Genomic DNA, 22,301 nt, shown 5'->3' on the forward strand with positions numbered 1-22,301 from the left:
AATGGCAGAGTTAAGTAAAGAAAAATTTGAAATAATAGGTTGTGGTAGTTGTAATGCCGATGCTATAGTAAGGCCTAATATGACCTATTGGCAAGATGCTTGGAGAAGACTAAGGAAAAATAAAGTAGCTATTTTTTCTCTAATATTATTAGGGATTATTGCTATAATGTGTGCAGTGGGACCCATTATAGGAAAAATGATATCAGGGGTTAGTTATTGGCAACAAAATACGAATATTACCAATCAAAAACCAGGAGGACAATTTATATTTGGTACAGATAATCTAGGAAGGGATTTATTTTCTAGATTGTGGATTGGAGGAAGAGTATCTATTGCTATCGGTATAGTTGGAACTTTAATTGAAGTAACTGTTGGAGCTATGTATGGTGGAATTAGTGGTTACTTTGGTGGATTAGTTGACGATATAATGATGAGAATAGTAGAAATACTAAATAGTATTCCATATATGATAATTGTTATATTATTTGCTGTTGTGTTTGATAACCAAGGTATAGGAAGTTTATTATTAGCTCTGTGTATAACTGGATGGACTGGAATGGCTCGTTTAATTAGAGGACAAGTTATGCAGTTAAAAGAGTCAGAGTACGTACTTGCAGCTCAGGCATTAGGTTCAGATTCAAGCAGAATAATATCAAAGCATTTAATACCAAATACTATTGGAATTATAATTATCTATATGACATTTGATATACCTGGATTTATATTTGCGGAAGCATTTTTAAGTTTTATAGGATTAGGTATTCAACCACCTAAAACAAGTTGGGGTGCTATGTGTTCGTTTGGACAATCGGTTATGCAATTTTACCCACATGAGTTGATATTCCCAGCTTTAGCAATAAGTTTAACAATGTTATCATTTAACTTACTAGGGGATGGATTAAGAGATGCTCTAGATCCAAAACTTCGTCAGTAGCAAGGGGGATACTAATGGGAAAATTATTAGAAGTAAAAGATTTAAAAGTTTCATTTCACACATATGCAGGTGAAGTTCAATCTGTTAGAGGAGTATCCTTCGATTTAGATAAAGGAGAAACCTTAGCAATAGTTGGTGAATCTGGATGTGGAAAGACTATAACTTCAAAATCTATTATGAGATTAATACCTACTCCACCAGGAGAAATAAAAAGTGATTCTCAAATACTTTTTGAGGGTAAAGATATTTTAAAGATGTCAGATAAAGAATTAAGAGATTTAAGAGGGGAAGCTATAAGTATGATATTCCAGGACCCTATGACATCTTTAAATCCTACTATGAAGATTGGAAATCAAATTGCAGAAAGTTTAATAATACATAGGGGAATGAATAAGAAAGAAGCTCTAGAAGAAGCTATTAAAATGTTAAAGTTAGTTAACATTCCAAATGCAGAAAAAAGAGTTGAACAATATCCACATGAATTTTCAGGTGGTATGAGACAAAGAGCAATGATAGCAATAGCACTTGCTTGTAATCCTAAAGTGCTAATAGCTGATGAGCCTACCACAGCATTAGATGTTACTATACAAGCTCAAATTATGGACCTTATAAAAGAATTACAAAATAAATTAGGAACTGCAGTTATACTAATAACTCATGATCTAGGGGTAGTTGCTAGTGTAGCTACAAGAATACAGGTAATGTATGCTGGTAAAATAATTGAAAGAGGAACTACAGATGAAATATTCTGTAATGCAAAGCATCCATATACATGGGCATTACTTCAGTCAGTTCCAAGGCTTGATACAAAGCATAAAAATAAATTATATTCAATACAAGGAACACCACCAGATCTTTTAAAACCACCAGTAGGGTGTCCGTTTGCATCAAGATGCGAATATTGTATGCAAATTTGTAAAGAGGAAATGCCAGAAGTTACAAAAATAAGTGATACTCATAGTGTTCAATGTTGGCTTCAGCATCCGTTAGCACCAAAGGTAGAAGCTCCAATAGTAGCAGGAGGTGCTGAATAATGGAAAATAATAATTTAATTGAAGTAAAACATTTAAAGAAGTATTTTAAAGTTGGAAAAAATGCTGTATTAAAAGCAGTGGATGATGTAAGTTTCATTATAAAAAAAGGTGAAACATTAGGATTAGTTGGAGAATCAGGATGTGGTAAAACAACCTGTGGAAGAACCGTTTTAGGATTATATGAAGCTACAGATGGAGAGGTACTTTTTGAAGGTGTAAATATACATGGGCTTAAAGGAAAAGAAAAAAGAGCTTTTACTAAAAATGCTCAAATTATATTCCAAGACCCATATGCTTCATTAAATCCTAGGATGACTGTAGGAGAAATTATTGCCGAGGGAATAGATATACACGGATTATATACTGGACAAGAAAGAACGGAAAAAATTTACAACTTATTGGAGTTGGTAGGATTAAATAAAGAACATGCTTCTAGATTCCCTCATGAATTTTCAGGGGGACAAAGGCAAAGAATAGGTATAGCTAGAGCCCTTGCTGTTGAGCCTAAGTTCATAGTTTGTGATGAGCCAATTTCTGCTCTTGATGTATCTATACAAGCACAGGTAGTAAACTTACTAATTAAGTTGCAAAATGAATTAGGATTAACTTATTTGTTTATTGCTCATGACCTTTCTATGGTAAAGCATATATCAGATAGGGTTGGAGTTATGTATTTAGGTACTATGGTAGAATTAGCATCTAGCCATGATTTATATGCTAAGCCATTACATCCATATACGCAGGCTCTTTTATCAGCTATTCCAATTCCTGATCCAGAAATAGAAAAGAACAGATCAAGAATAATGCTAGAAGGAGAAGTACCAAGTCCAATAAATCCTAAACCAGGTTGTAGATTTGTTGGAAGATGTAAATATGCAAAACCTATATGTTCAGAAGCATCACCTGAATTGAAAGAAGTGGAAAAGGATCATTTTGTTGCTTGTCACTTATTTGATTAATAAATAGTTTATATATAGAGTGAGGATAATCCTTGCTCTATTTTATTTTTTATAGAAATTATATAATTGTCTTAAAATAATAAAGAAACATTACATATTTATTCTGAAAAAGTAAAATGCACTTTTTTAAAGTTGTGTATAATTCAATCCCTTCCTGTAAAAACTATCTAATATATATTTGTATTTTTTATTAATTTTAAGGGAAGGGATATTTATGAGTAAAACACCTTTAAAGAAGGTTATAAAGGCTAAATTAAAATCAAATAGAGAATTAACAGAAGCAGAAAAATTAAGAGAAAAAATGAAATATGAAATTGCAGAAGAATTAGGACTAAAGGAAAAGGTAGAAAAGTTAGGTTGGAGTTCTTTAACATCTGAGGAGACTGGAAGAATAGGTGGAATAATGACAAAGAGAAAAAAAGAACTTAATATTCCTAAAAATGTTGACTTGATGAATAAAAATATATAATATTTAGTAAGTATAAATTATCATTAAAAGGGGTATGGAAGATGGAGTGTTATAAAGATTTTGCTCATATATATGATGAATTAATAAAAGGAGATATAGATTATGCAAAATGGGCAAGTACTATGTTAGAGTTATGTGACAAGTATAATGTTAAGAGAAGGGATTATTTAGATTTAGCCTGTGGTACTGGAAATATAACAGAACAAGTTGGTAAATCCTTTTTAAATACCTGGGCTGTGGATTTATCCTATGACATGCTTACAGAAGCAGAGGAAAAATTAAGAGCTAAGAGTATAAAAGGTAAATTTGTATGTCAGGATATAAGTAATCTTAATTTAAACAAAGAATTTGATTTAATAACTTGCTGCTTAGATTCTACTAATTACATAATAGAAAAAGAAAAGCTAGAGACATACTTTAAGGGTGTATACCATCACTTAAAGAATAGTGGAATATTTATTTTTGATATTAATTCTTATTATAAGTTAACAGAAATACTAGGAAATAATATATATAATTATGATAGTGAAGACGTCTACTATATATGGGAAAATAATTTTCAAGAGGATATAGTGGACATGTATCTAACTTTCTTTATTAAAGAAGGGGAAGTTTATAAAAGATTTGATGAATTTCATAGGGAAAGAGCTTATACTAATGAAGAAATAGAAGAAGTAATAACTAAATGTGGATTTGAAATTTTAGATAAACTTGATAATTATGAAGATACATTTTTAAAAGAGGATACAGAAAGAATAGCTTATGTGCTAAAAAAATAGAATTTTGGAGGGATTTTTATAATGGATAAATTGGTAAAGGCTATAGCAGTGGATGGGGAAATAAGAATAATAGGTGCCATTACTACTGATTTAGTAAATGAAGGTGTTAAAATACATAATTGTAGTGCTACAGCAGCTGCAGCTTTAGGTAGAATGTTAACAGCAGGAGCACTTATGGGAACTATGTTAAAATCTGATAAAGATACACTTTCCATAAAAATGCAAGGTGGTGGAGAAGCTAAAGGAGTAGTTGTAACAGCTTATCCAGATGGCCATGTTAAGGGGTATATAGGTAATCCTTATGTAGATTTACCAGCCAATGATAAAGGAAAGTTAGATGTTGGTGGAGCTATAGGGAAAAATGGTATGTTAACAGTAATTAAGGATATGGGATTAAAAGAACCTTATGTAGGACAAATACCAATATATTCAGGTGAAATAGGAGATGATTTAGCTTATTATTTTACTGTTTCCGAACAAACCCCTTCTGCTGTAGGATTAGGTGTTTTAGTAAATAATGATTTAAGTATAAGTGCAGCAGGAGGATTTATAATTCAAATGATGCCTGGAGCAAATGAATTAACAGCTGATTTAATAACATATAGACTTCAGGAAATTTCATCAATAACTGATTTTATATCAAAAGGAATGAGTATTGAAGAAATATTAGAATTTATTTTTGAAGGAATGAATTTAAAAATATTAGAAAGTCTTACACCAGAATATAGATGTGATTGTTCTAGAGAGAAGGTTGAAAGAGCTCTTATGAGTATAGGTAAAAAAGATTTAGAGGAATTATATAATGACAATAAAACTGAAGAGTTGAATTGTCAATTTTGTAATAAAAGCTACCACTTCAATCACCAAGAAATAGGACAATTACTTGAGCAGATCAAATAATAAATACGAATAATTTCTTGAAAAATATATTTAATGTACTTGAAAAGTGTATGATTAAGTAATATAATTAACTTAGAATTGAATATTGATATTTTAGGTACTTATTAGTTTAAAAGAGAAAGTGGTAAAATCCACTGCAGCCCCCGCTACTGTAAAAGCAGACAAATCTCTATAATCCACTGGAATTTCCGGGAAGGGGAGATAGGATGAAGCTTAAGCCAGGAGACCTGCCTAAAATTTTTATGGATTCTTCGGAGGGAAGAGAGAAATAGTTGTATGTGTTTTTTCCCCTCACTTTTGTGAGGGGTTATTTACTTTATCCTATGACTACCCGCTCTAATACTCACATCTAAAGTGAAGTAAAGAGTGGCTACGTTCCTGGATAACGAGTTCTAAGCTTATAACTGTCAATCATCAACTAAAAGGTATATGTGATTTTAGAGGAGTGGAAGAGATGGAGTTATTACAAAAAACTTTAGCTAGTATTAAGGCAGCAGATAAAGAAGCCATAAAAAAAGCATGGGAGAGAATGGATAACCTTTCAAAACCCATAGGTAGTTTAGGTAAGTTAGAAGAAATTGCGGTTAGAATGTCAGGAATAACAGGAAAAATAAAAAATAAAATAAATAAGAAAAATACTATAATAATGGCTGCAGATAATGGAGTGTGGGAAGAGGGAGTAAGCGCTTGTCCACAAGAATTAACAGCTATAATTACTAATAACTATACAAGAGGAATAACTGGTATAGGTGTTTTATCTGATTATGCAAAAGCAGATATTTGTGTAATAGATATCGGTGTTAAGGCTGATTTTAATAATCCTAATATAATAAATAAAAAAATAGCCTACGGAACTAAAAATATGGCAAATGGTCCTGCTATGACAAGAGAAGAAACTATTAAGGCTATTGAAGTTGGTATTGAGGCAGTAGATAATCTCGTTAAAGAAGGTTATGATTTATTTGGTACTGGTGAAGCAGGTATGTGTAATACGTCAACTAGTGCAGCTGTAATAAGTGTACTTTCAGGAATGGATTCTGATATTGTGTGTGGTAAAGGTTCTGGTCTTACAGAAGAAGGATTTTCTAATAAAAAAGCGGTAATTAAGAGAGCTATAGAAATTAATAATCCAGATAAGAGTGATGCTATTGATGTGTTAAGTAAAGTAGGTGGATTTGATATAGCAGGATTGTGTGGATGCTTTTTAGGTGCTGCGAAAAACAGAGTTCCTATAGTTATAGATGGAATAATTGCATGTGCCGCGGCGCTTTGTGCATATAGATTAAGCAATGACACAAAAGATTTTATGTTTCCATCTCATCTATCAGCAGAACCAGGAGCTGTATATGTGATGAAAGAACTTGGACTAGATCCAGGACTAAATATGGATATGAGATTAGGAGAAGGGACTGGATGTCCATTAGAATTTTGTATAATTGAAGCATCGCTTCGTGTAATGAATGATATGGCGACTTACTCTGAAGCAAGTATACATAATAGTGAGTTCTTTGTAGATATAAGAGAAAAATAAATATCGTAAAAATAATAGAGATTTGCTTTTGCAAATCTCTATTATTTTTCTCTTGACAAAAAGATGAATAAGGATTAGAATTTTATTGAGAGTGAAAATCATTATCAATAAAGGAGAGATAATTATGAAAAATTTAGTTGTAATTTATTGGAGTGGAACGGGAAATACTGAGGCAATGGCAAATGCTTTAGCTGAAGGAGCTAAAATTGATGGGGTGGAAATTAAACTTCTTACAGTAGGACAAGCAACAATAGAAAATGTTGAAGGTGCTGATGCATTAGCTTTAGGGTGCCCATCTATGGGTGCAGAACAATTAGAGGAAGGAGAAATGGAACCATTTGTTGAAATGATTTCATCAGCAGTTAAAGGTAAAAACTTAGCTTTGTTTGGATCTTATGGTTGGGGAAATGGAGAATGGATGGAACAGTGGCAAGAAAGAATGGAGGATTATGGAGCTAAACTTGTAGATGATGGATTGATTATACATGAAACTCCTGATGAAGAAGGACTTGAAAAATGCAGAGAATTAGGAAAGTCTTTAGCTAAGGCTTAATTACAAACTATTATTTAAAAAGTGAAAAACGAAGAGTAAAGAAAAACTTTTTAGTCAACACTATAGAAAGTATTTATAAGATTTGAAGTTTTTGTAATAATAACGAAAAGTAAAGGTTACTTTTCGTTATTATTACAGAAGTTGCTTTTAAAAAAAGTGTTTTTTAAAAAAAGTGTTTTTTAAAAAAAGTGTTGACAACTTAAAAGGTTTTGTTTATAATAAATATTGTCTTCATGATTAAATCTATGGGCGCATAGCTCAGCTGGGAGAGCATCTGCCTTACAAGCAGAGGGTCACAGGTTCGAGCCCTGTTGTGCCCACCATAGATTGGCTGGATAGCTCAGTCGGTAGAGCAGAGGACTGAAAATCCTCGTGTCCCTGGTTCGATTCCTGGTCCAGCCACCAAAATGCGGGAGTGGCTCAGTGGTAGAGCGTCACCTTGCCAAGGTGAACGTCGCGAGTTCGAATCTCGTCTTCCGCTCCAATATGGCGCTATAGCCAAGTGGTAAGGCAAAGGTCTGCAACACCTCTATCCCCAGTTCAAGTCTGGGTGGCGCCTCCAGTAAAAAGCAACACCAATTGGTGTTGCTTTTTTATTTCAAATTGAAAATGTAGAAGTAATGAGAAGTTTTAAAAAAAGAATAGATAAGGACAATTCTTTTTTTAAACATTACGAAAAATTATCCTTATCTATATTTTAAACTCTATACTTTATTATTTATAATTATCAATTACAAAAATACTTCCTCTATCTATTAATTTACCATCATGTAAGAATATTGGTTTCACATCATGTTTATATAGAAAGTTCATAACTTCTTTTCCGTAAGCGTAATATTTTAGGTTGCCATAGAAGGCAATTATATTTTCATCTATCATTCCGCAGCACCCACCAATAAATCCATAATTTAGACCAGGCAAAATTATATCACCTGGTGGAAGAAGTAGAACATCGATATTTTCTTCTTTCATAATTGAAGCTATTGCATTATCACTAGTAATAATACCAGTATCTTTTATAATAGCTGTAGAACATTTGGTGTATCCTTGTTTAACATTTATAATTTTTTTATAATTAATCTTTTTAAGCAGAGTCTTATCTGTATATTTTATATTGTGCATAAAACAGTTTTTAAAATTAACTGCATTTAGAATTATATCATAAGGATATTTATCTATTAATTTATTGGAGGATAGTAATACATTATAATTTAAGGATTTTAATATATTTATAAAGTCTAAATTCATATCTTGATGAACGATAACATTTTCATTATCAATTATATGCATCAACATGTCAGGATGACCGCAAACAGCTTCATAAAGATGATTGCTAGGAGGACATTTTAATATTTTATATCCTAACTTTACTAAGCTTAGTTCTTCTTCTTCACTAATTCTGTAGTCCACAATAATATGTTTCATAGTGATTATTACCACAACCTTTCAGTGATTTTAAAATAGAAATAACAGAGTATAGAGAGTATAGAATGTAGGATTAAGAAGATGCATCTTCTATTATATTTTAGGAAAGTTTCAAATAAGGTTTTAAAATTATAAATATAAATAAATGGATATGGGTGGATTTTATAATTAGTTATTATTTTTTATATAATGATTATACTAAAATTGAAAGCCTAAGGCAATTTGTGGTTTGACAAGTTTTTAGTTCTTAAATTGTCGATATTTGAATAAATAATTATGAATATACCATGAAATTAAACGCATACTATTGTAGAAAGGAGTGAGGCTGATGGATTCATTTAAGCTTATATATGAAGAAGATTTGGAAGAAATAATAAAGGGAATACAAGATGTAAAAAACTTTTTTAAAAATAAAAAAATAGACGCAGGAATTTCAGAGAGCATAAATAATGGGACTCACTTCATTAAAATATCTTTCCCTGAAGAAGAGAAGTTAACCAAGAAAAATGAAAATATGTTTAATATATATATAGCTAATATATTGTATAAGGTATTGGTAGAAGAGTTCTTGAATAAATATGTATTAGAATTCCTTTCAGATACTTATTTTTTTCTAAGTGAAGAGGAAATTGAGGAAGTTAAAAATAAAAGTGTAGAAGTATTAAATAACGATAACTGTGTTATTGATGATTCTAATATATATTATATGAATAGAAAAAATGAAATAATAGATAAAATAGTTGGTTGTGTTGAAGAAAATAATGAAATAAATATTAAAGGCTTCTTAACTTTTAGAATGAAAGAATTAAAGAATGAATTACAGAATATGATAGAAAAAGTAGTTGAGGAATATTTAGTAGAGAAGGAATATAATGAATTTATAAAGCTTCTTAAATATTTTGTTGATATACAAGACAGCAAGATAGAAGAAGTTAATATTATTATTGATAAAGAGGGGAATTACATAATACAAGATAAAGACGGCGAAGATATAACAGAAAAATTATTTAGTGAATTTTTAGGAAGTAAGTTTACAGGGGCTGTGAATATGGAGGATATGCTAATCAGTGCATTAATAACCTATTGCCCAGATAAAATAATCATACATTGCTCCGAAAATTGCGTTAATAAAGAATTTATAAATACGGTGAAAAATGTTTTCATGCAGAGAGTAGTATTTTGTGATAGCTGTAAAATATGCAAAAAAATTAATAAGAAAACAAATAATTAATGGTTTTAATATTGACATTATAAAATCTAAAGAATATAATTATAAAAAAAGATGATAAAAAGCCGTGAAAAGGAAGAGTAAATAAGGAAACTATTAAAAGAGATGAAAATCCATAGGTTGAAAGATTTTCTTAATAGGATTTATTGAAAACCACCTTTGAGCTGTATGCTGAACTATTAGTAAGCATGTCCGTTGCCTGCGTTAAAGGTCTAAAGATGATAATAGGATTATTTTTTAGAACTATTGTTAATTTGGGTGGAACCACGGTATTAAAATCGTCCCAGTTTGGGAGGGTTTTTATTTTTTTGTTTTATTATTAATTGATTATTAATTGAAAATACATTTCATAGATAGGGAGGAAAAATAATGATTAAAGTAACACTAAAAGATGGAAAAGTAATGGAGTTTGAAAAAGGAACAAAGATTAGCGAAGTAGCTATGAAAATTAGTCCTGGACTTTACAAAAAAGCTATAGGAGCTAAATTAAATGGTGAAAATTCAGAGTTAATGGCAGAAATTAACGAGGATTGTTCTTTGGATATATTAACTTTTGAGGACAAAGATGGAAAGTGGACACTTAGACATACAGGTTCACATATATTAGCTCAAGCTGTAAAAAGATTATATCCAAATGTAAAACTAGCTATTGGACCTGCAATAGATACAGGATTTTATTATGATTTTGATGCAGACTTTACTATATCACCAGAAATGTTAAGTGATATAGAAAAGGAAATGGCTAAAATAGTTAAGGAAGATATTCAATTAGAAAGATTTGAACTTCCAAGAGAAGAAGCTATTAAGTTAATGGAAGAAAAAAATGAGCCTTACAAAGTAGAGCTTATACAAGACCTTCCAGAAGATGCTGTAATATCATTCTATAAACAGGGTGATTTTGTGGATCTTTGTGCAGGCCCTCATGTACCATCCACAGGAAAAGTTAAAGCTATTAAATTATTATCAGTAGCTGGAGCATACTGGAGAGGCAACGAAAAAAATAAAATGCTTCAAAGAATATATGGTACAGCATTTACTAAGAAGAGTGAACTAGATGAATATTTAAATATGTTAGAAGAAGCTAAAAAGAGAGACCATAGAAAGTTAGGAAAAGAACTTGATTTATTTAGTATCCATGAAGAAGGACCAGGATTCCCATTCTTCCATCCTAAGGGAATGATAGTTAGAAATATACTTGAAGGATTCTGGAGAGAAAGACATACAGAAGCAGGTTATGATGAAATAAGAACTCCTATAATATTAAATGAAGCATTATGGCATCAATCAGGACATTGGGATCATTACAAAGAAAATATGTATTTCACAAAGATAGATGAAGAAGATTATGCAATAAAACCTATGAACTGTCCAGGTTCAATATTAGTATATAAGAGTTCATTACATTCATATAGAGACTTCCCATTAAGATTAGGAGAATTAGGACTTGTTCATAGACATGAGCTTTCAGGAGCATTACATGGTCTTATGAGAGTTAGATGCTTTACTCAAGATGATGCTCATATATTTATGACAAAAGAACAGATAAAAGATGAAATATTAAATGTTATTAAATTAATAGATAATTTCTATAAAACATTTGGATTTGAATATTTCGTTGAACTTTCAACAAGACCAGAAGATTCTATGGGAAGTGACGAAGATTGGGAAGCAGCAACTAATGGATTGATAGAAGCTTTAAATGCAGCTGGTCTTCCTTATATAGTAAATGAAGGAGATGGAGCTTTCTATGGTCCTAAGATAGATTTCCACTTAAAGGATTGCATAGGAAGAACATGGCAGTGTGGTACTATACAGCTTGACTTCCAGATGCCAGAAAGATTTGATCTGGCATATGTAGGACCAGATGGAGAAAAGCATAGACCAGTTATGGTGCATAGAGTTGTATTTGGAAGTATTGAAAGATTCATTGGAATCCTTATAGAGCATTTTGCTGGAGCATTCCCAACTTGGTTAGCACCAGTTCAGGTAAGAGTTATGAATATAACAGATGCACAAAAAGATTATGTAAAAGAAGTAGCTAATAAGCTAAAGGCAAATGGAATAAGAGTTGAAATAGATGAGAGAAATGAAAAGATTGGTTATAAGATAAGAGAAGCTCAACTTCAAAAGATTCCGTATATGATCATTGTTGGAGATAAGGAAATGAATGAAAACAAAATAGCTCTTAGAACTAGAAAAGGTGGAGACTTAGGTGCTATGAGTTTAGATGAGTTTATTTCAAAAGTAACTGAAGAAGTAAAAGATAGAGTTCGTGAATAAAAAAATGTTGACAATGTAATATTAATATAGTAGAATGTAACATGTTAAGAAGAAACCAGCCGTTTCTCACCTTACAGCATAGCTAGTAAGGTTAGATATTAAGTACACATGTATGTTGTATATTAAGGACGGCTCTGCCGTCCTTTTTTATTTGTAATATATATTTGAAAACCACCTGGGAGGTGAATATTATTAGTAAAGATTTCCTCGTAAATGAAGAGATTAGGGAAAAAGAAATAAGGGTTATAACAAGTGATGGTGAACAATTAGGTGTTATATCATCAGCTGAAGCCCTAAGGATTGCAGAAGAAAAAGAGTTAGATTTAGTTATGATAGCTCCTACTGCAAAACCACCTGTTTGTAAGATAATGAATTTTGGTAAATTCGTATACGAACAGTCAAAGAAAGAAAAAGAAGCTAAGAAAAAACAAAAAGTCACTAACTTAAAAGAAGTAAGATTAAGTCCTACAATAGAAGAACATGATATTGAGATAAAGGCTAATAATGCAAAAAAATTCTTATTGGCTGAAGATAAAGTAAAAGTTACAGTAAGATTTAGAGGAAGAGAAGCTGATTATTCCTTTATAGGAGAAAAGATACTTAACTTATTTCTAACAAAAGTTGGAGATATATGTGTTATAGAAAAACCTGCAAAATTAGAAGGTAAAAATATGACAATGGTTCTAGCTCCAAAGAGAGCATGATCGTTGAGAGGAGGAATATACTATGCCAAAAATGAAAACACATAGAGGTGCAGCTAAAAGATTCAAGGTTACTGGAACTGGTAAATTAAAGAGAGCTAAGGCTTTCAAAAGCCACATATTAACAAAGAAAAGTTCCAAGACTAAGAGAAATCTTAGAAAGACTGGATATGTAGCTGAATGTCAAGAAAAAGCAATGAAGAAATTATTACCATACCTATAATTTAGGGCTTAAAAGGAGGTTTATTTAAATGGCAAGAGTTAAAAGAGCGATGAATGCTCGTAAATATCATAAAAAAATATTAAAGCTTGCAAAAGGTTATTATGGTGGAAAAAGCAAGTTATTTAAGACAGCAAATGAATCAGTTGTAAGAGCATTAAGAAATGCATATGTTGGAAGAAAGTTAAAGAAAAGAGATTTTAGAAAGTTATGGATAGCTAGAATTAACGCAGCTACAAGAAGTAACGGACTTTCTTACTCAAAGTTCATGAATGGAATCAAACTTGCAGGAATAGATATAAATAGAAAAATGCTTTCAGAAATAGCTATAAATGATCCAAAAGGTTTTTCTGATTTAGTTCAAATAGCTAAAGCACAAATTAATGCTTAAAATAATGCTTAGAAAAATGCAGCAGTAAAGCTGCATTTTTTAACTTATATGCCCTTTTTATACATATTAATGCTCCATTTTGGAGTTTGACAAGGTATTTTTACATGATATAATTATTGTTAATGTTTATCAATTATACTAATATACGGGGTGTATGTGATGAAAATAAATGTAATAAAAGGTTTTAAACTTACTCCTGTACAAATTTTAGCTATAGGTTTTGCAGTGGTTATATTAACAGGAGCTATTCTTTTAAATCTTCCTATAGCAACGCAAAAAGGAATTAGAACTCCTTTTATAGATTGTTTTTTTGTTTCTACGTCAGCTACCTGTGTAACAGGGCTAGTTACTGTAGATACAGGAACTCATTGGAGTTATTTTGGAAAGACTGTAATAATGTGCTTAATAGAGATAGGTGGATTAGGTTTCATGTCCTTTGCCACATTGATAGCTCTTGTACTAGGTAAAAGAATTACATTAAAGGATAGACTTGTAATGCAAGAAGCATTAAATTCTTTTTCTTTACAGGGACTTGTAAAAATGGCTAGGTATGTGTTGTTGTTTACTTTCACAGTACAAATTGCAGGGGCAGCTTTAATGTCAACACAGTTTATTCCAGAGTTTGGATTGGCAAAAGGATTATATTATAGCATATTTCATTCTGTATCTGCATTTTGTAATGCAGGTTTTGACCTTTTTGGAAATTTCCAAAGCGTAACAGGCTATGCGGATAATGCAGTAATAATACTAACAATTTCTTTTCTAATTATAATAGGTGGCCTTGGTTTTTATGTATGGCAGGAAATATACAATTTTAAAGGACTAAAGAAATTATCCTTACATTCAAAATTAGCTTTATCTGTTACAGCTTTTTTAATAATTGTTGGAACAATTTTGATGTTTATATTTGAATTTAATAATCCTGGTACCATAAAAAACATGAGCTTTAAAGGAAAGTTTTTATCAGCCTTCTTTGCTTCAGTAAGTCCAAGAACTGCAGGATTTAATTCTATCTCTACTTCAGATATGACTACTGCTGGAAGATTTTTAACTACTATATTAATGTTTATAGGAGGATCTTCAGGATCTACTGCCGGAGGTATAAAGGTTACTACAGCAGGCTTATTATTTATGACAGTATTATCTATTATAAAGGGAAGAGAAGATACTGAAATATTTAAAAAGAGAATTTCTAAGGATACAATATATAAGTCTTTAGCTATAACTGTTATAGGTTTATGTTTAGTGATTTTTGTAACTATGGTACTTTCCATAACAGAGCATGGTGCTTCATTAGAGTATCTTTTATATGAAGCTACTTCAGCATTTGGTACTGTTGGATTAACTTTAGGATTAACTACTAAGTTATCATTTATAGGAAAAATAATTATTGCTTTTACTATGTATGCAGGAAGAGTGGGGCCTTTAACATTGGCATTGGCCTTATCAAAAAAGAAAACTTCAAATACTATAAAATATCCAGAAGATAAAGTATTAGTTGGTTAAGGAGTGTTTATTATGGCTAAAAAACAATTTGCTGTTATAGGTTTAGGTAGATTTGGAACTTCAGTTGCTAAAACTTTATATGCTTTAGGTAATGATGTTTTAGCAGTAGACTCTGATGAAGATATGGTTCAAAATATTTCTGATAGCGTAACTCATTCAGTACAGGCAGATGGAACAGATGAAAATAGTCTTAGATCTTTAGGAATACGTAATTTTGATGTAGCGGTAGTAACTATAGGATCAGATTTACAAGCCAGTGTAATGGCAACACTTTTACTTAAGGAATTAGGAGTAAAGTATATAATTGCTAAAGCTAATAATGAATTACATGCAAAAGTATTATACAAAATAGGAGCAGATAGAGTTGTACTTCCAGAAAGAGATATGGGAGTAAGAGTTGCTCATAATTTAGTATCATCAAATATACTTGATTATATTGAATTATCACCAGATTATAGTATTGCAGAAATTGTAAGCCCTAAAGAGTGGCATGGAAAGAATTTAAAACAGTTAAGTGTTAGAGCGAACTATGGAATAAATGTAGTAGCAATTAAAAAGGATAATGATATAAATGTTTCTCCTAACGCTGAGGATATAATTGAGCCAGGGGATATTGTAGTTGCTATAGGCGGAGCGGAAGAATTAAGCAGACTAGAAAACTTAATATCCAAATAAAGGTGGAATAGGCTTGGATACTATTATAAGTAAAGAGAATTCTATAATAAAGGAAATTAAAAAACTTAAAGAAAGAAAGCATAGAAGAGAAGAAAATAAATTTTTGGTTGAAGGTTTTAGATTTGTAAGTGAAGCCTTAGAGTCAGATTTTAGTGTATCACAAATATTTTTATGCGATAATTCTTTAGATAAATATAAAAGTTTTAATATTAATGAGAAGATAAAAGACAATACAAATGTATATTTATTAAATGAAAAAGTATTTAAAGTTATAAGTAGCACAGATACTCCTCAAGGTATTATAGCTGTAGTTAGTAATAAGGATTTAAATATAAGCTATGAAAATGGATTCTATGTTTTAGCGGATAGAATACAAGATCCAGGTAATATGGGTACTATTATAAGAACTGCTCATGCAGCAGGAGCTTTAGGTATAATAGTTACTAAGGGAACTGTAGATGTATATAATGAAAAAACATTAAGAGCAACTATGGGATCAATATTCCATGTTCCTATACTAGAAGATAATAATTTTGAAGTTATAAATGATTTAATCTACAAAGACTTTAAATTATTAGCTAGTTCATTGCAATCAGATAAAAACTTTTTTGACTTACCTTTAAAAGATAGTAAGGTTGTTATATGTATAGGTAATGAAGGAAATGGAATAAGTGATGAAATATATAATATGGCTCATGAAAGCTTTAAAATACCTATGCCTGGTGGAGCGGAATCATTAAATGCAGGAGTAGCAGCATCTATTATAATGTTTGAAGTGGTAAGACAAAATTTAAAATAGCATTGACAATTCTGCTATTAATATGTAGAATTTAAAATTAAAGATGTTATAATTAAATATTTAAAAAACTATGATGAAGAGAGTAAATATAAAAGTTATTTTAGGGAGAAAAGGTCATAGACTGAAAGCCTTTTTATTAATTTTATATTGAAGTTCACTTCTGAGTTCTAATTATGAAATAATAGTAGTGATTAGCGGTGAATAACCGATATATTATAGAGATGAACACAATACATATGTGTTAATCAGGGTGGTACCGCGGATAAAAGTTCGTCCCTATGTGGATGGACTTTTTTTATTATTTAAAAAAATATATTGAAAGGAGCTCTAGTTATGAAAGAAAATTTAGAGAAGATTAAGGAAAGTGCCATAAATGAATTGAAATCAGTTATGGATAAAAGCCAATTAGAAAATATTAGAGTTAAATACTTAGGAAAAAAAGGAGAGTTAACTCAAATATTAAGAGGAATGGGAGGATTAAGTTCCGAAGAAAGACCTATCATTGGAAAGTTAGCTAATGAAGTAAGAAGTGGAATTGAACAATTAATAGAAGATGCTTCCAAGAAAATGAAATCAAAAGAAAAAGAAACAAGACTTCAAAGTGAAACTATTGATATATCAATGCCAGGAAGAAAGCAGACTTTAGGAAAAAGACATCCATTAGATTTAACGTTAGAAAGCATGAAAGAAATATTCATATCCATGGGATTTACAATTGAAGAAGGACCAGAAGTAGAATTAGATTATTATAACTTCGAAGCATTAAACATACCTAAGAATCATCCAGCAAGAGGTGAACAGGATACATTTTACATAAATGATAACATAGTTTTAAGAACTCAAACTTCACCAATACAAGTAAGAACTATGGAAAAGCAGAAGCCACCAATAAAGATGATATCCCCAGGAAAGGTATATCGTTCTGATGCAGTAGACGCTACTCATTCACCTATATTTTATCAAATGGAAGGTTTAGTAGTAGATAAAGGAATAACTTTTGCAGATTTAAAGGGAACTTTAGAATTATTTGCAAAGAAAATGTTTGGAGATAAGGTAAAGACTAAATTTAGACCACATCATTTCCCATTTACTGAACCATCAGCTGAAATGGATGCTACTTGCTTTGTATGTAATGGAGAAGGATGTAAAGTATGTAAGGGAAGTGGATGGATAGAATTATTAGGTTGTGGAATGGTTCATCCTCAAGTGTTAAGAAATTGCGGAATTGACCCTGAAGTTTATAGTGGTTTCGCTTTTGGCTTTGGTGTAGATAGAATGGTTATGCTTAAATATGGTATAGATGATATAAGATTACTTTATGAAAGTGATATGAGATTCTTAAATCAATTTTAGAAATTTGCGAATGGAGGAATAAATAATGAAAGTTCCAGTTAAATGGTTAAAAGATTATGTTAATATAGATATTTCAGCTCAGGAGTTAGGAGATAGATTAACATTATCAGGCTCAAAGGTTGAAGAAGTAATTTCTTCAGGAGATGATATACAAAATGTAGTAACAGCAAAAATTGAAGAGATAAAGCCTCATCCAGATGCGGAAAAATTAGTTGTATGTCAAGTTAATGTAGGAAAAGAAGAACTTATTCAAATAGTAACCGGTGCAAATAACATGAAAGAAGGAGACATAGTACCAGCAGCTCTTCATGGATCAACATTACCTGGAGGAGTAAAAATAAAAAAAGGAAAATTAAGAGGTATAGTTTCCAATGGTATGATGTGTTCAGAAGAAGAGTTAGGCATTGCTGGAGAAAAAGAAATACATGGATTAATGATACTTCCAAAGGATACTCCTATCGGTAAAGATATAAAGGAAGTATTGGGATTAGATAACTCTGTAATTGATTTTGAAATAACATCAAATAGACCAGATTGCTTAAGTGTAGTTGGAATAGCTAGGGAAACTGCAGCAACATTAGGAATAGATTACACTATGCCTAATTTAGATTACAAATGTTCTTGTGAATCTAAAATAACTGATAGCTTAAAAGTAGAAGTAAGAGATGATCTTTGTAGAAGATATGCTGCAAGAGGAGTTAAAAATGTAAAAATAGCTCCTTCACCAGCGTGGATGCAAGAAAGATTAATGGAGGCAGGGGTAAGACCTATAAATAATGTAGTTGATATAACTAATTTTGTAATGCTTGAATTAGGTCAACCAATGCATGCTTTTGATGCTAGAGAAATAACATCTAATACTATAGTTGTAGAAAGAGCAAAAGATGGAGAGAAGTTTACTACATTAGATGAAATAGAAAGAGATTTAACAAACGATATGCTATGCATAAAAGATGGTGAAAGAACTGTAGCATTAGCAGGAATAATGGGTGGATTAAATTCAGAAGTAAAAGAGGATACTACTAGCATAATATTTGAATGTGCTAATTTTGATGGAACTAATGTAAGAGTATCTTCTAAAAAGTTAGGTTTAAGAACAGAAGCATCTTCAAGATTTGAAAAAGATTTAGATCCAAATTTAGTTCAGATGGCTATTGATAGAGCTTGTAATTTAATAAATGAATTAGAAGCAGGAGATGTAATGGAAGAAACTATTGACGTTTACACTAAAAAGCTTGAAGAACATACTTTAGAAGTAGATTCAAATTGGATAAATAAATTTTTAGGTACAAATATTTCTAAAGAAGATATGAAACAATATCTTAATAGATTAGAATTAAGAACAGAGATAAAAGAAGATACTTTAGTTATTACAGTTCCTACATTTAGATGTGATGTAAACATAAAAGAAGATGTAGCAGAAGAAATAGCAAGGATCTATGGATATAATAATGTTCCTGTTACTATATCAAATAATGCTAGCGAAAGAGGCGGAAAAAATAGAAAGCAGCACTTAGATGATAGAGTTATAGAAGCTTTAATAGGAAGTGGATTAAATCAATCAATAAGTTATTCATTCTTTAGTCCAAAGGTTTTTGATACAATATTAATACCAGAAAATAGTCCTTTAAGAAAAGTAGTAAAGATAAAGAATCCTCTTGGAGAGGACTATAGTATAATGAGAACTACTACTTTATCTTCAATGATGGAAGCATTAGCTAGAAATTATTCAAGAAATAATGAAGAAGCTAGATTATTCGAAATGGGAAAAGTATATTTACCAGGAGATGATGAATTAAAGCTTCCAGAAGAAAGAAATGTTATAACTATAGGTTTATATGGTAATGTAGACTATTTAGATTTAAAAGGAATAGTTGAAAATGTAGTAGATCACTTAGGAATATTTGGAACTAGCTTTACTCGTGAAAGTGAAAATCCAACTTTCCATCCAGGAAAGACTGCTAATTTATATATAAAGAGAGATTTAGTAGGAACTTTAGGAGAAATTCATCCTGATGTAGCTGAAAATTATGGAATAGATGAAAGATGCTATATTGCAGAATTAAATTTAGACCTATTATATAATCATTCTAATTTAAATAAGATGTATAAACCTCTACCAAAGTTCCCTGCAGTATCTAGAGACATTGCTATGTTAGTAGACGATAGTATATTAGTTCAGGAAATAGAAGATATAATAATAAAACAAGGCGGAAAAATGGTAGAGAAAGTTAAACTATTTGATGTTTATAAAGGAAAGCAAATACCAGAAGGTAAAAAGAGTATTGCATACTCCATACTATATAGACTAGAAAATAAAACATTGACAGATGAAGAAGTTAATAAAGTTCATGATAAAATAGTTAGAACTATAGAAAATAAGTTAGGTGCACAGCTTAGATAAATTAATATTTTAACTATTAGTGATTTGTGTTAAAATATAGTTAAATATGAATTTATCTGAGAGGGTGTTTACATGAACATAGTAACTGTTAGGATAAATGGAGTAGAGTATAACCTAAAGGGTAATGAAAAAGAAGAATATTTACATAAAGTTGCTAGTTATGTAGATAAGAAGTTGAAAAATATAACAGACAATAATAGCAAACTTAGTACCTCCTCAGCTGCCATTTTAACTGCTATAAATGCCGTTGATGATATGTTAAAAAAAGACGAAGAGATTCAACAGCTTTTAGATAAAATTAATAAAATGGAAGAAAAAGAAAGCAATTTAATTAAAAAAATGAAGGAGTTAAATAGTAAAGCTATTCAATTGGAAAGTTATAATGAAGAGCTTAAGAAAAAGACCCAAGGTAGTCAACATGAAGAAACATTAAAAGCTAAAGAAGCAGAACTGAATTCTATAACTAAAGAACGAGATATTTTACAGGAAGCTTGCAAAAAATATTTGCAGGAAAATAATGTTCTAAAATCTGAATGTAAAGAATACAAGTTCCAAGTTCAGTCTGCAAAATACAAGGTAATGGATTTACAACATAGGTTAATTGAGACGCAAGTTCAATTAGCTAAGGAAAAGAAACAGAACAGTCCTATGTTAAACATGGAAAAAAAACTATAAACAAAAGGTGTGTATTTTAAATACACACCTTTTGTTTATTCGATGACTACCCGCTCTAATACTCACATCTTCTTCAAAGTGGGAGTAAAGAGCGGCTACGTCCCTGGATAACGATTTCTAAGCTTCAGTGTTCTGAAGCTAAGAACTCTGTTTATATAAATATTGTGATATTCACCTAAATACATGCATAATAATAGTCTAAAGATATAGAGACAAATATATAGGGGGATATATTTATGAAAGTTTTATTCTGCATTAGAGGTGACTTTTATAGAAACTTTGCTGGTGATTCAATGCAGGTTATAAAAACAGCGGAGCATTTGAAAAAAATGGGGGTTACCGTAGATATAAATAATGGATATATAAATGATTATTCTGTATATGATATAATACATTTATTTAATCTTACAACTATGGGGGAAACTTATAAATATTATAAAAATGCTAAAAAGTATAAAAAAACTATTGTAATTTCGCCGTTATATTGGAATTTAAAAAAGTATCTTAATTATGAAAAGGATTTCGAAGGAATTAAGCTATGGGATAAATGTAAACCATATAGATATGAAATACTTAGGGGATGTAAAATGGTTTATACTAATAGTGATATGGAGGGAGAATTACTAAAAAGAGAATTTGGTAGGTATTTTCCTTATACAGTTGTATATAGCGGAGTAGAAGTTGAAAATGAAGATGTACCTCTTTATAACTTTAAAGAAAGATATAAATTGGATAATTATATATTGTGTGTAGGGAAAATATGCAAAATAAAGAATCAATTAACCTTAGCTAAAATATGTAAAGACTTAGCGTTAGAACTTGTGCTTATAGGTAATATAACAGACAGAGAATATTATAATAGCTGTACAAGTTTGCCCAATGTTACCTATCTAGGATTTATGGATAGCTATAATATCTATAATGCTTATAGATTTGCTAAATTACATGTATTACCTTCTTTCATTGAAACCCCGGGATTATCATCTTTGGAAGCTGCTGCAAGTGGATGTAATATTGTATCCACAGAAGAAGGCAGTGCAAAAGAGTATTTTAAGGATATGGCTATGTATTGCGACCCTTACAATAAGAATAGCATTGGTGAATGTATAGAAGAGGCTATAAAGAAAAATAAAGATGATGATTTGAAAAATTATGTTCTTAATAATTATAGTTGGGAAAAGTCTGCAATAGAGTTGTATAACAATTATAAAAGGTTGTTAACAAGTTGACAATTGAACGTTCTTTATTATTTACAATCTAGGTTTTGAAGATAGGCTAAAATTTAATTAATAAAAAATGCTTTTTCAAAAGAAGGGCATTTTTTATTTTTTAATTTTAGATTTTCTGTAGAGTAGCAGAAGAAGATGTTATGTAATTATCTATTGCCCTCTATCAATTGTAAGAAATGAAGAGTACTTTTTTATCACTTTAGGTAAAATAAGTTTTAAATGCAAATAATATATTGTATAATAAACTTTAGGATTT

At 30.5% G+C, this 22,301-nt stretch carries 21 protein-coding genes, 4 tRNA genes, 1 riboswitch and 3 other annotated features; of the genes, 24 read left to right on the plus strand and 1 reads right to left on the minus strand.

Features of this window, described 5'->3' with window-relative positions:
• The first annotated feature begins 1 nt into the window (after window position 1).
• The 12 genes from T514_RS0123095 to T514_RS0123150 all read left to right on the plus strand — a co-directional run bounded on the left by T514_RS0123095 (window position 2) and on the right by T514_RS0123150 (window position 7,721).
• Complete coding sequence (locus tag T514_RS0123095; RefSeq protein ID WP_027626860.1) at window positions 2-934, plus strand: ABC transporter permease; 933 nt, start codon at window positions 2-4, stop codon at window positions 932-934.
• Window positions 935-948: 14 nt separating this feature from the next.
• Window positions 949-1,968, plus strand: a complete 1,020-nt coding sequence (locus tag T514_RS0123100) for an ABC transporter ATP-binding protein (protein WP_027626861.1) — start codon at window positions 949-951, stop codon at window positions 1,966-1,968.
• A complete protein-coding gene (locus tag T514_RS0123105; RefSeq protein ID WP_027626862.1) occupies window positions 1,968-2,927 on the plus strand; it encodes an ABC transporter ATP-binding protein in 960 nt (319 codons plus the stop codon). Before T514_RS0123100 ends, T514_RS0123105 begins: the two co-directional genes overlap by 1 nt.
• Window positions 2,928-3,141: 214 nt before the next feature.
• On the plus strand, window positions 3,142-3,396 hold the full coding sequence (locus T514_RS0123110) for an alpha/beta-type small acid-soluble spore protein (protein ID WP_027626863.1): 255 nt from the start codon (window positions 3,142-3,144) through the stop codon (window positions 3,394-3,396).
• 41 nt (window positions 3,397-3,437) lie between these two features.
• Window positions 3,438-4,175 (plus strand): class I SAM-dependent DNA methyltransferase, encoded by a 738-nt coding sequence (locus T514_RS0123115; RefSeq protein WP_027626864.1) that lies wholly within the window; start codon window positions 3,438-3,440, stop codon window positions 4,173-4,175.
• Between the two features lie 18 nt (window positions 4,176-4,193).
• The gene (gene hslO, locus T514_RS0123120) at window positions 4,194-5,075 is read left to right on the plus strand and encodes an Hsp33 family molecular chaperone HslO (RefSeq protein ID WP_027626865.1); all 882 of its coding nucleotides are present in this window, start codon (window positions 4,194-4,196) and stop codon (window positions 5,073-5,075) included.
• 78 nt (window positions 5,076-5,153) lie between these two features.
• A riboswitch (cobalamin riboswitch) is annotated at window positions 5,154-5,324 on the plus strand.
• Window positions 5,325-5,529: 205 nt separating this feature from the next.
• A complete protein-coding gene (gene cobT / locus T514_RS0123125; protein WP_027626866.1) occupies window positions 5,530-6,606 on the plus strand; it encodes a nicotinate-nucleotide--dimethylbenzimidazole phosphoribosyltransferase in 1,077 nt (358 codons plus the stop codon).
• A gap of 124 nt (window positions 6,607-6,730) precedes the next feature.
• Window positions 6,731-7,159, plus strand: coding sequence for a flavodoxin (locus T514_RS0123130; RefSeq protein ID WP_027626867.1), 429 nt, complete (start codon window positions 6,731-6,733; stop codon window positions 7,157-7,159).
• Between the two features lie 247 nt (window positions 7,160-7,406).
• Window positions 7,407-7,482 (plus strand) — tRNA-Val (locus tag T514_RS0123135).
• Between the two features lie 6 nt (window positions 7,483-7,488).
• Window positions 7,489-7,564: transfer RNA gene (locus T514_RS0123140), tRNA-Phe, on the plus strand.
• Between the two features lie 4 nt (window positions 7,565-7,568).
• Window positions 7,569-7,643 (plus strand) — tRNA-Gly (locus T514_RS0123145).
• Between the two features lie 4 nt (window positions 7,644-7,647).
• Window positions 7,648-7,721, plus strand: a tRNA-Cys gene (locus T514_RS0123150).
• A 152-nt stretch (window positions 7,722-7,873) separates the two neighbouring features.
• Here T514_RS0123150 and T514_RS0123155 read toward each other — a convergent pair.
• Window positions 7,874-8,584, minus strand: coding sequence for a DUF6873 family GME fold protein (locus tag T514_RS0123155; RefSeq protein ID WP_027626868.1), 711 nt, complete (start codon window positions 8,582-8,584; stop codon window positions 7,874-7,876).
• Between the two features lie 328 nt (window positions 8,585-8,912).
• Here T514_RS0123155 and ytxC point away from each other — a divergent pair, with 328 nt between their 5' ends.
• The 12 genes from ytxC (at window position 8,913) to T514_RS0123215 (ending at window position 22,045) form a co-directional block, all read left to right on the plus strand.
• On the plus strand, window positions 8,913-9,815 hold the full coding sequence (ytxC, locus tag T514_RS0123160; protein ID WP_027626869.1) for a putative sporulation protein YtxC: 903 nt from the start codon (window positions 8,913-8,915) through the stop codon (window positions 9,813-9,815).
• A 55-nt stretch (window positions 9,816-9,870) separates the two neighbouring features.
• Window positions 9,871-10,101: a binding site (T-box leader), on the plus strand.
• A gap of 80 nt (window positions 10,102-10,181) precedes the next feature.
• Window positions 10,182-12,092: a threonine--tRNA ligase gene (gene thrS / locus T514_RS0123165; protein ID WP_027626870.1), complete on the plus strand. Its 1,911-nt coding sequence runs from the start codon at window positions 10,182-10,184 to the stop codon at window positions 12,090-12,092.
• A 40-nt stretch (window positions 12,093-12,132) separates the two neighbouring features.
• Window positions 12,133-12,247 (plus strand) — a sequence feature (ribosomal protein L20 leader region).
• A 27-nt stretch (window positions 12,248-12,274) separates the two neighbouring features.
• Window positions 12,275-12,796 (plus strand): translation initiation factor IF-3, encoded by a 522-nt coding sequence (infC, locus tag T514_RS0123170; RefSeq protein ID WP_084284865.1) that lies wholly within the window; start codon window positions 12,275-12,277, stop codon window positions 12,794-12,796.
• 22 nt (window positions 12,797-12,818) lie between these two features.
• Complete coding sequence (rpmI, locus tag T514_RS0123175) at window positions 12,819-13,016, plus strand: 50S ribosomal protein L35 (protein WP_027626872.1); 198 nt, start codon at window positions 12,819-12,821, stop codon at window positions 13,014-13,016.
• 28 nt (window positions 13,017-13,044) lie between these two features.
• On the plus strand, window positions 13,045-13,404 hold the full coding sequence (rplT, locus tag T514_RS0123180; protein WP_027626873.1) for a 50S ribosomal protein L20: 360 nt from the start codon (window positions 13,045-13,047) through the stop codon (window positions 13,402-13,404).
• A 159-nt stretch (window positions 13,405-13,563) separates the two neighbouring features.
• On the plus strand, window positions 13,564-14,910 hold the full coding sequence (locus tag T514_RS0123185; RefSeq protein WP_027626874.1) for a TrkH family potassium uptake protein: 1,347 nt from the start codon (window positions 13,564-13,566) through the stop codon (window positions 14,908-14,910).
• Window positions 14,911-14,922: 12 nt separating this feature from the next.
• Window positions 14,923-15,585, plus strand: a complete 663-nt coding sequence (locus T514_RS0123190; protein ID WP_027626875.1) for a potassium channel family protein — start codon at window positions 14,923-14,925, stop codon at window positions 15,583-15,585.
• Between the two features lie 13 nt (window positions 15,586-15,598).
• Window positions 15,599-16,384, plus strand: coding sequence for a TrmH family RNA methyltransferase (locus tag T514_RS0123195; protein ID WP_027626876.1), 786 nt, complete (start codon window positions 15,599-15,601; stop codon window positions 16,382-16,384).
• Between the two features lie 61 nt (window positions 16,385-16,445).
• Window positions 16,446-16,665, plus strand: a binding site (T-box leader).
• Window positions 16,666-16,717: 52 nt separating this feature from the next.
• Window positions 16,718-17,737 (plus strand): phenylalanine--tRNA ligase subunit alpha, encoded by a 1,020-nt coding sequence (pheS, locus tag T514_RS0123200; protein ID WP_027626877.1) that lies wholly within the window; start codon window positions 16,718-16,720, stop codon window positions 17,735-17,737.
• 25 nt (window positions 17,738-17,762) lie between these two features.
• Window positions 17,763-20,141, plus strand: coding sequence for a phenylalanine--tRNA ligase subunit beta (gene pheT / locus T514_RS0123205; RefSeq protein WP_027626878.1), 2,379 nt, complete (start codon window positions 17,763-17,765; stop codon window positions 20,139-20,141).
• Window positions 20,142-20,213: 72 nt separating this feature from the next.
• Window positions 20,214-20,816: a cell division protein ZapA gene (gene zapA / locus T514_RS0123210; RefSeq protein WP_027626879.1), complete on the plus strand. Its 603-nt coding sequence runs from the start codon at window positions 20,214-20,216 to the stop codon at window positions 20,814-20,816.
• A gap of 236 nt (window positions 20,817-21,052) precedes the next feature.
• On the plus strand, window positions 21,053-22,045 hold the full coding sequence (locus T514_RS0123215; RefSeq protein ID WP_027626880.1) for a glycosyltransferase family 4 protein: 993 nt from the start codon (window positions 21,053-21,055) through the stop codon (window positions 22,043-22,045).
• Window positions 22,046-22,301: the final 256 nt, after the last annotated feature.

Source organism: Clostridium lundense DSM 17049 (genome assembly GCF_000619945.1).
Taxonomy (GTDB): domain Bacteria; phylum Bacillota; class Clostridia; order Clostridiales; family Clostridiaceae; genus Clostridium_AO; species Clostridium_AO lundense.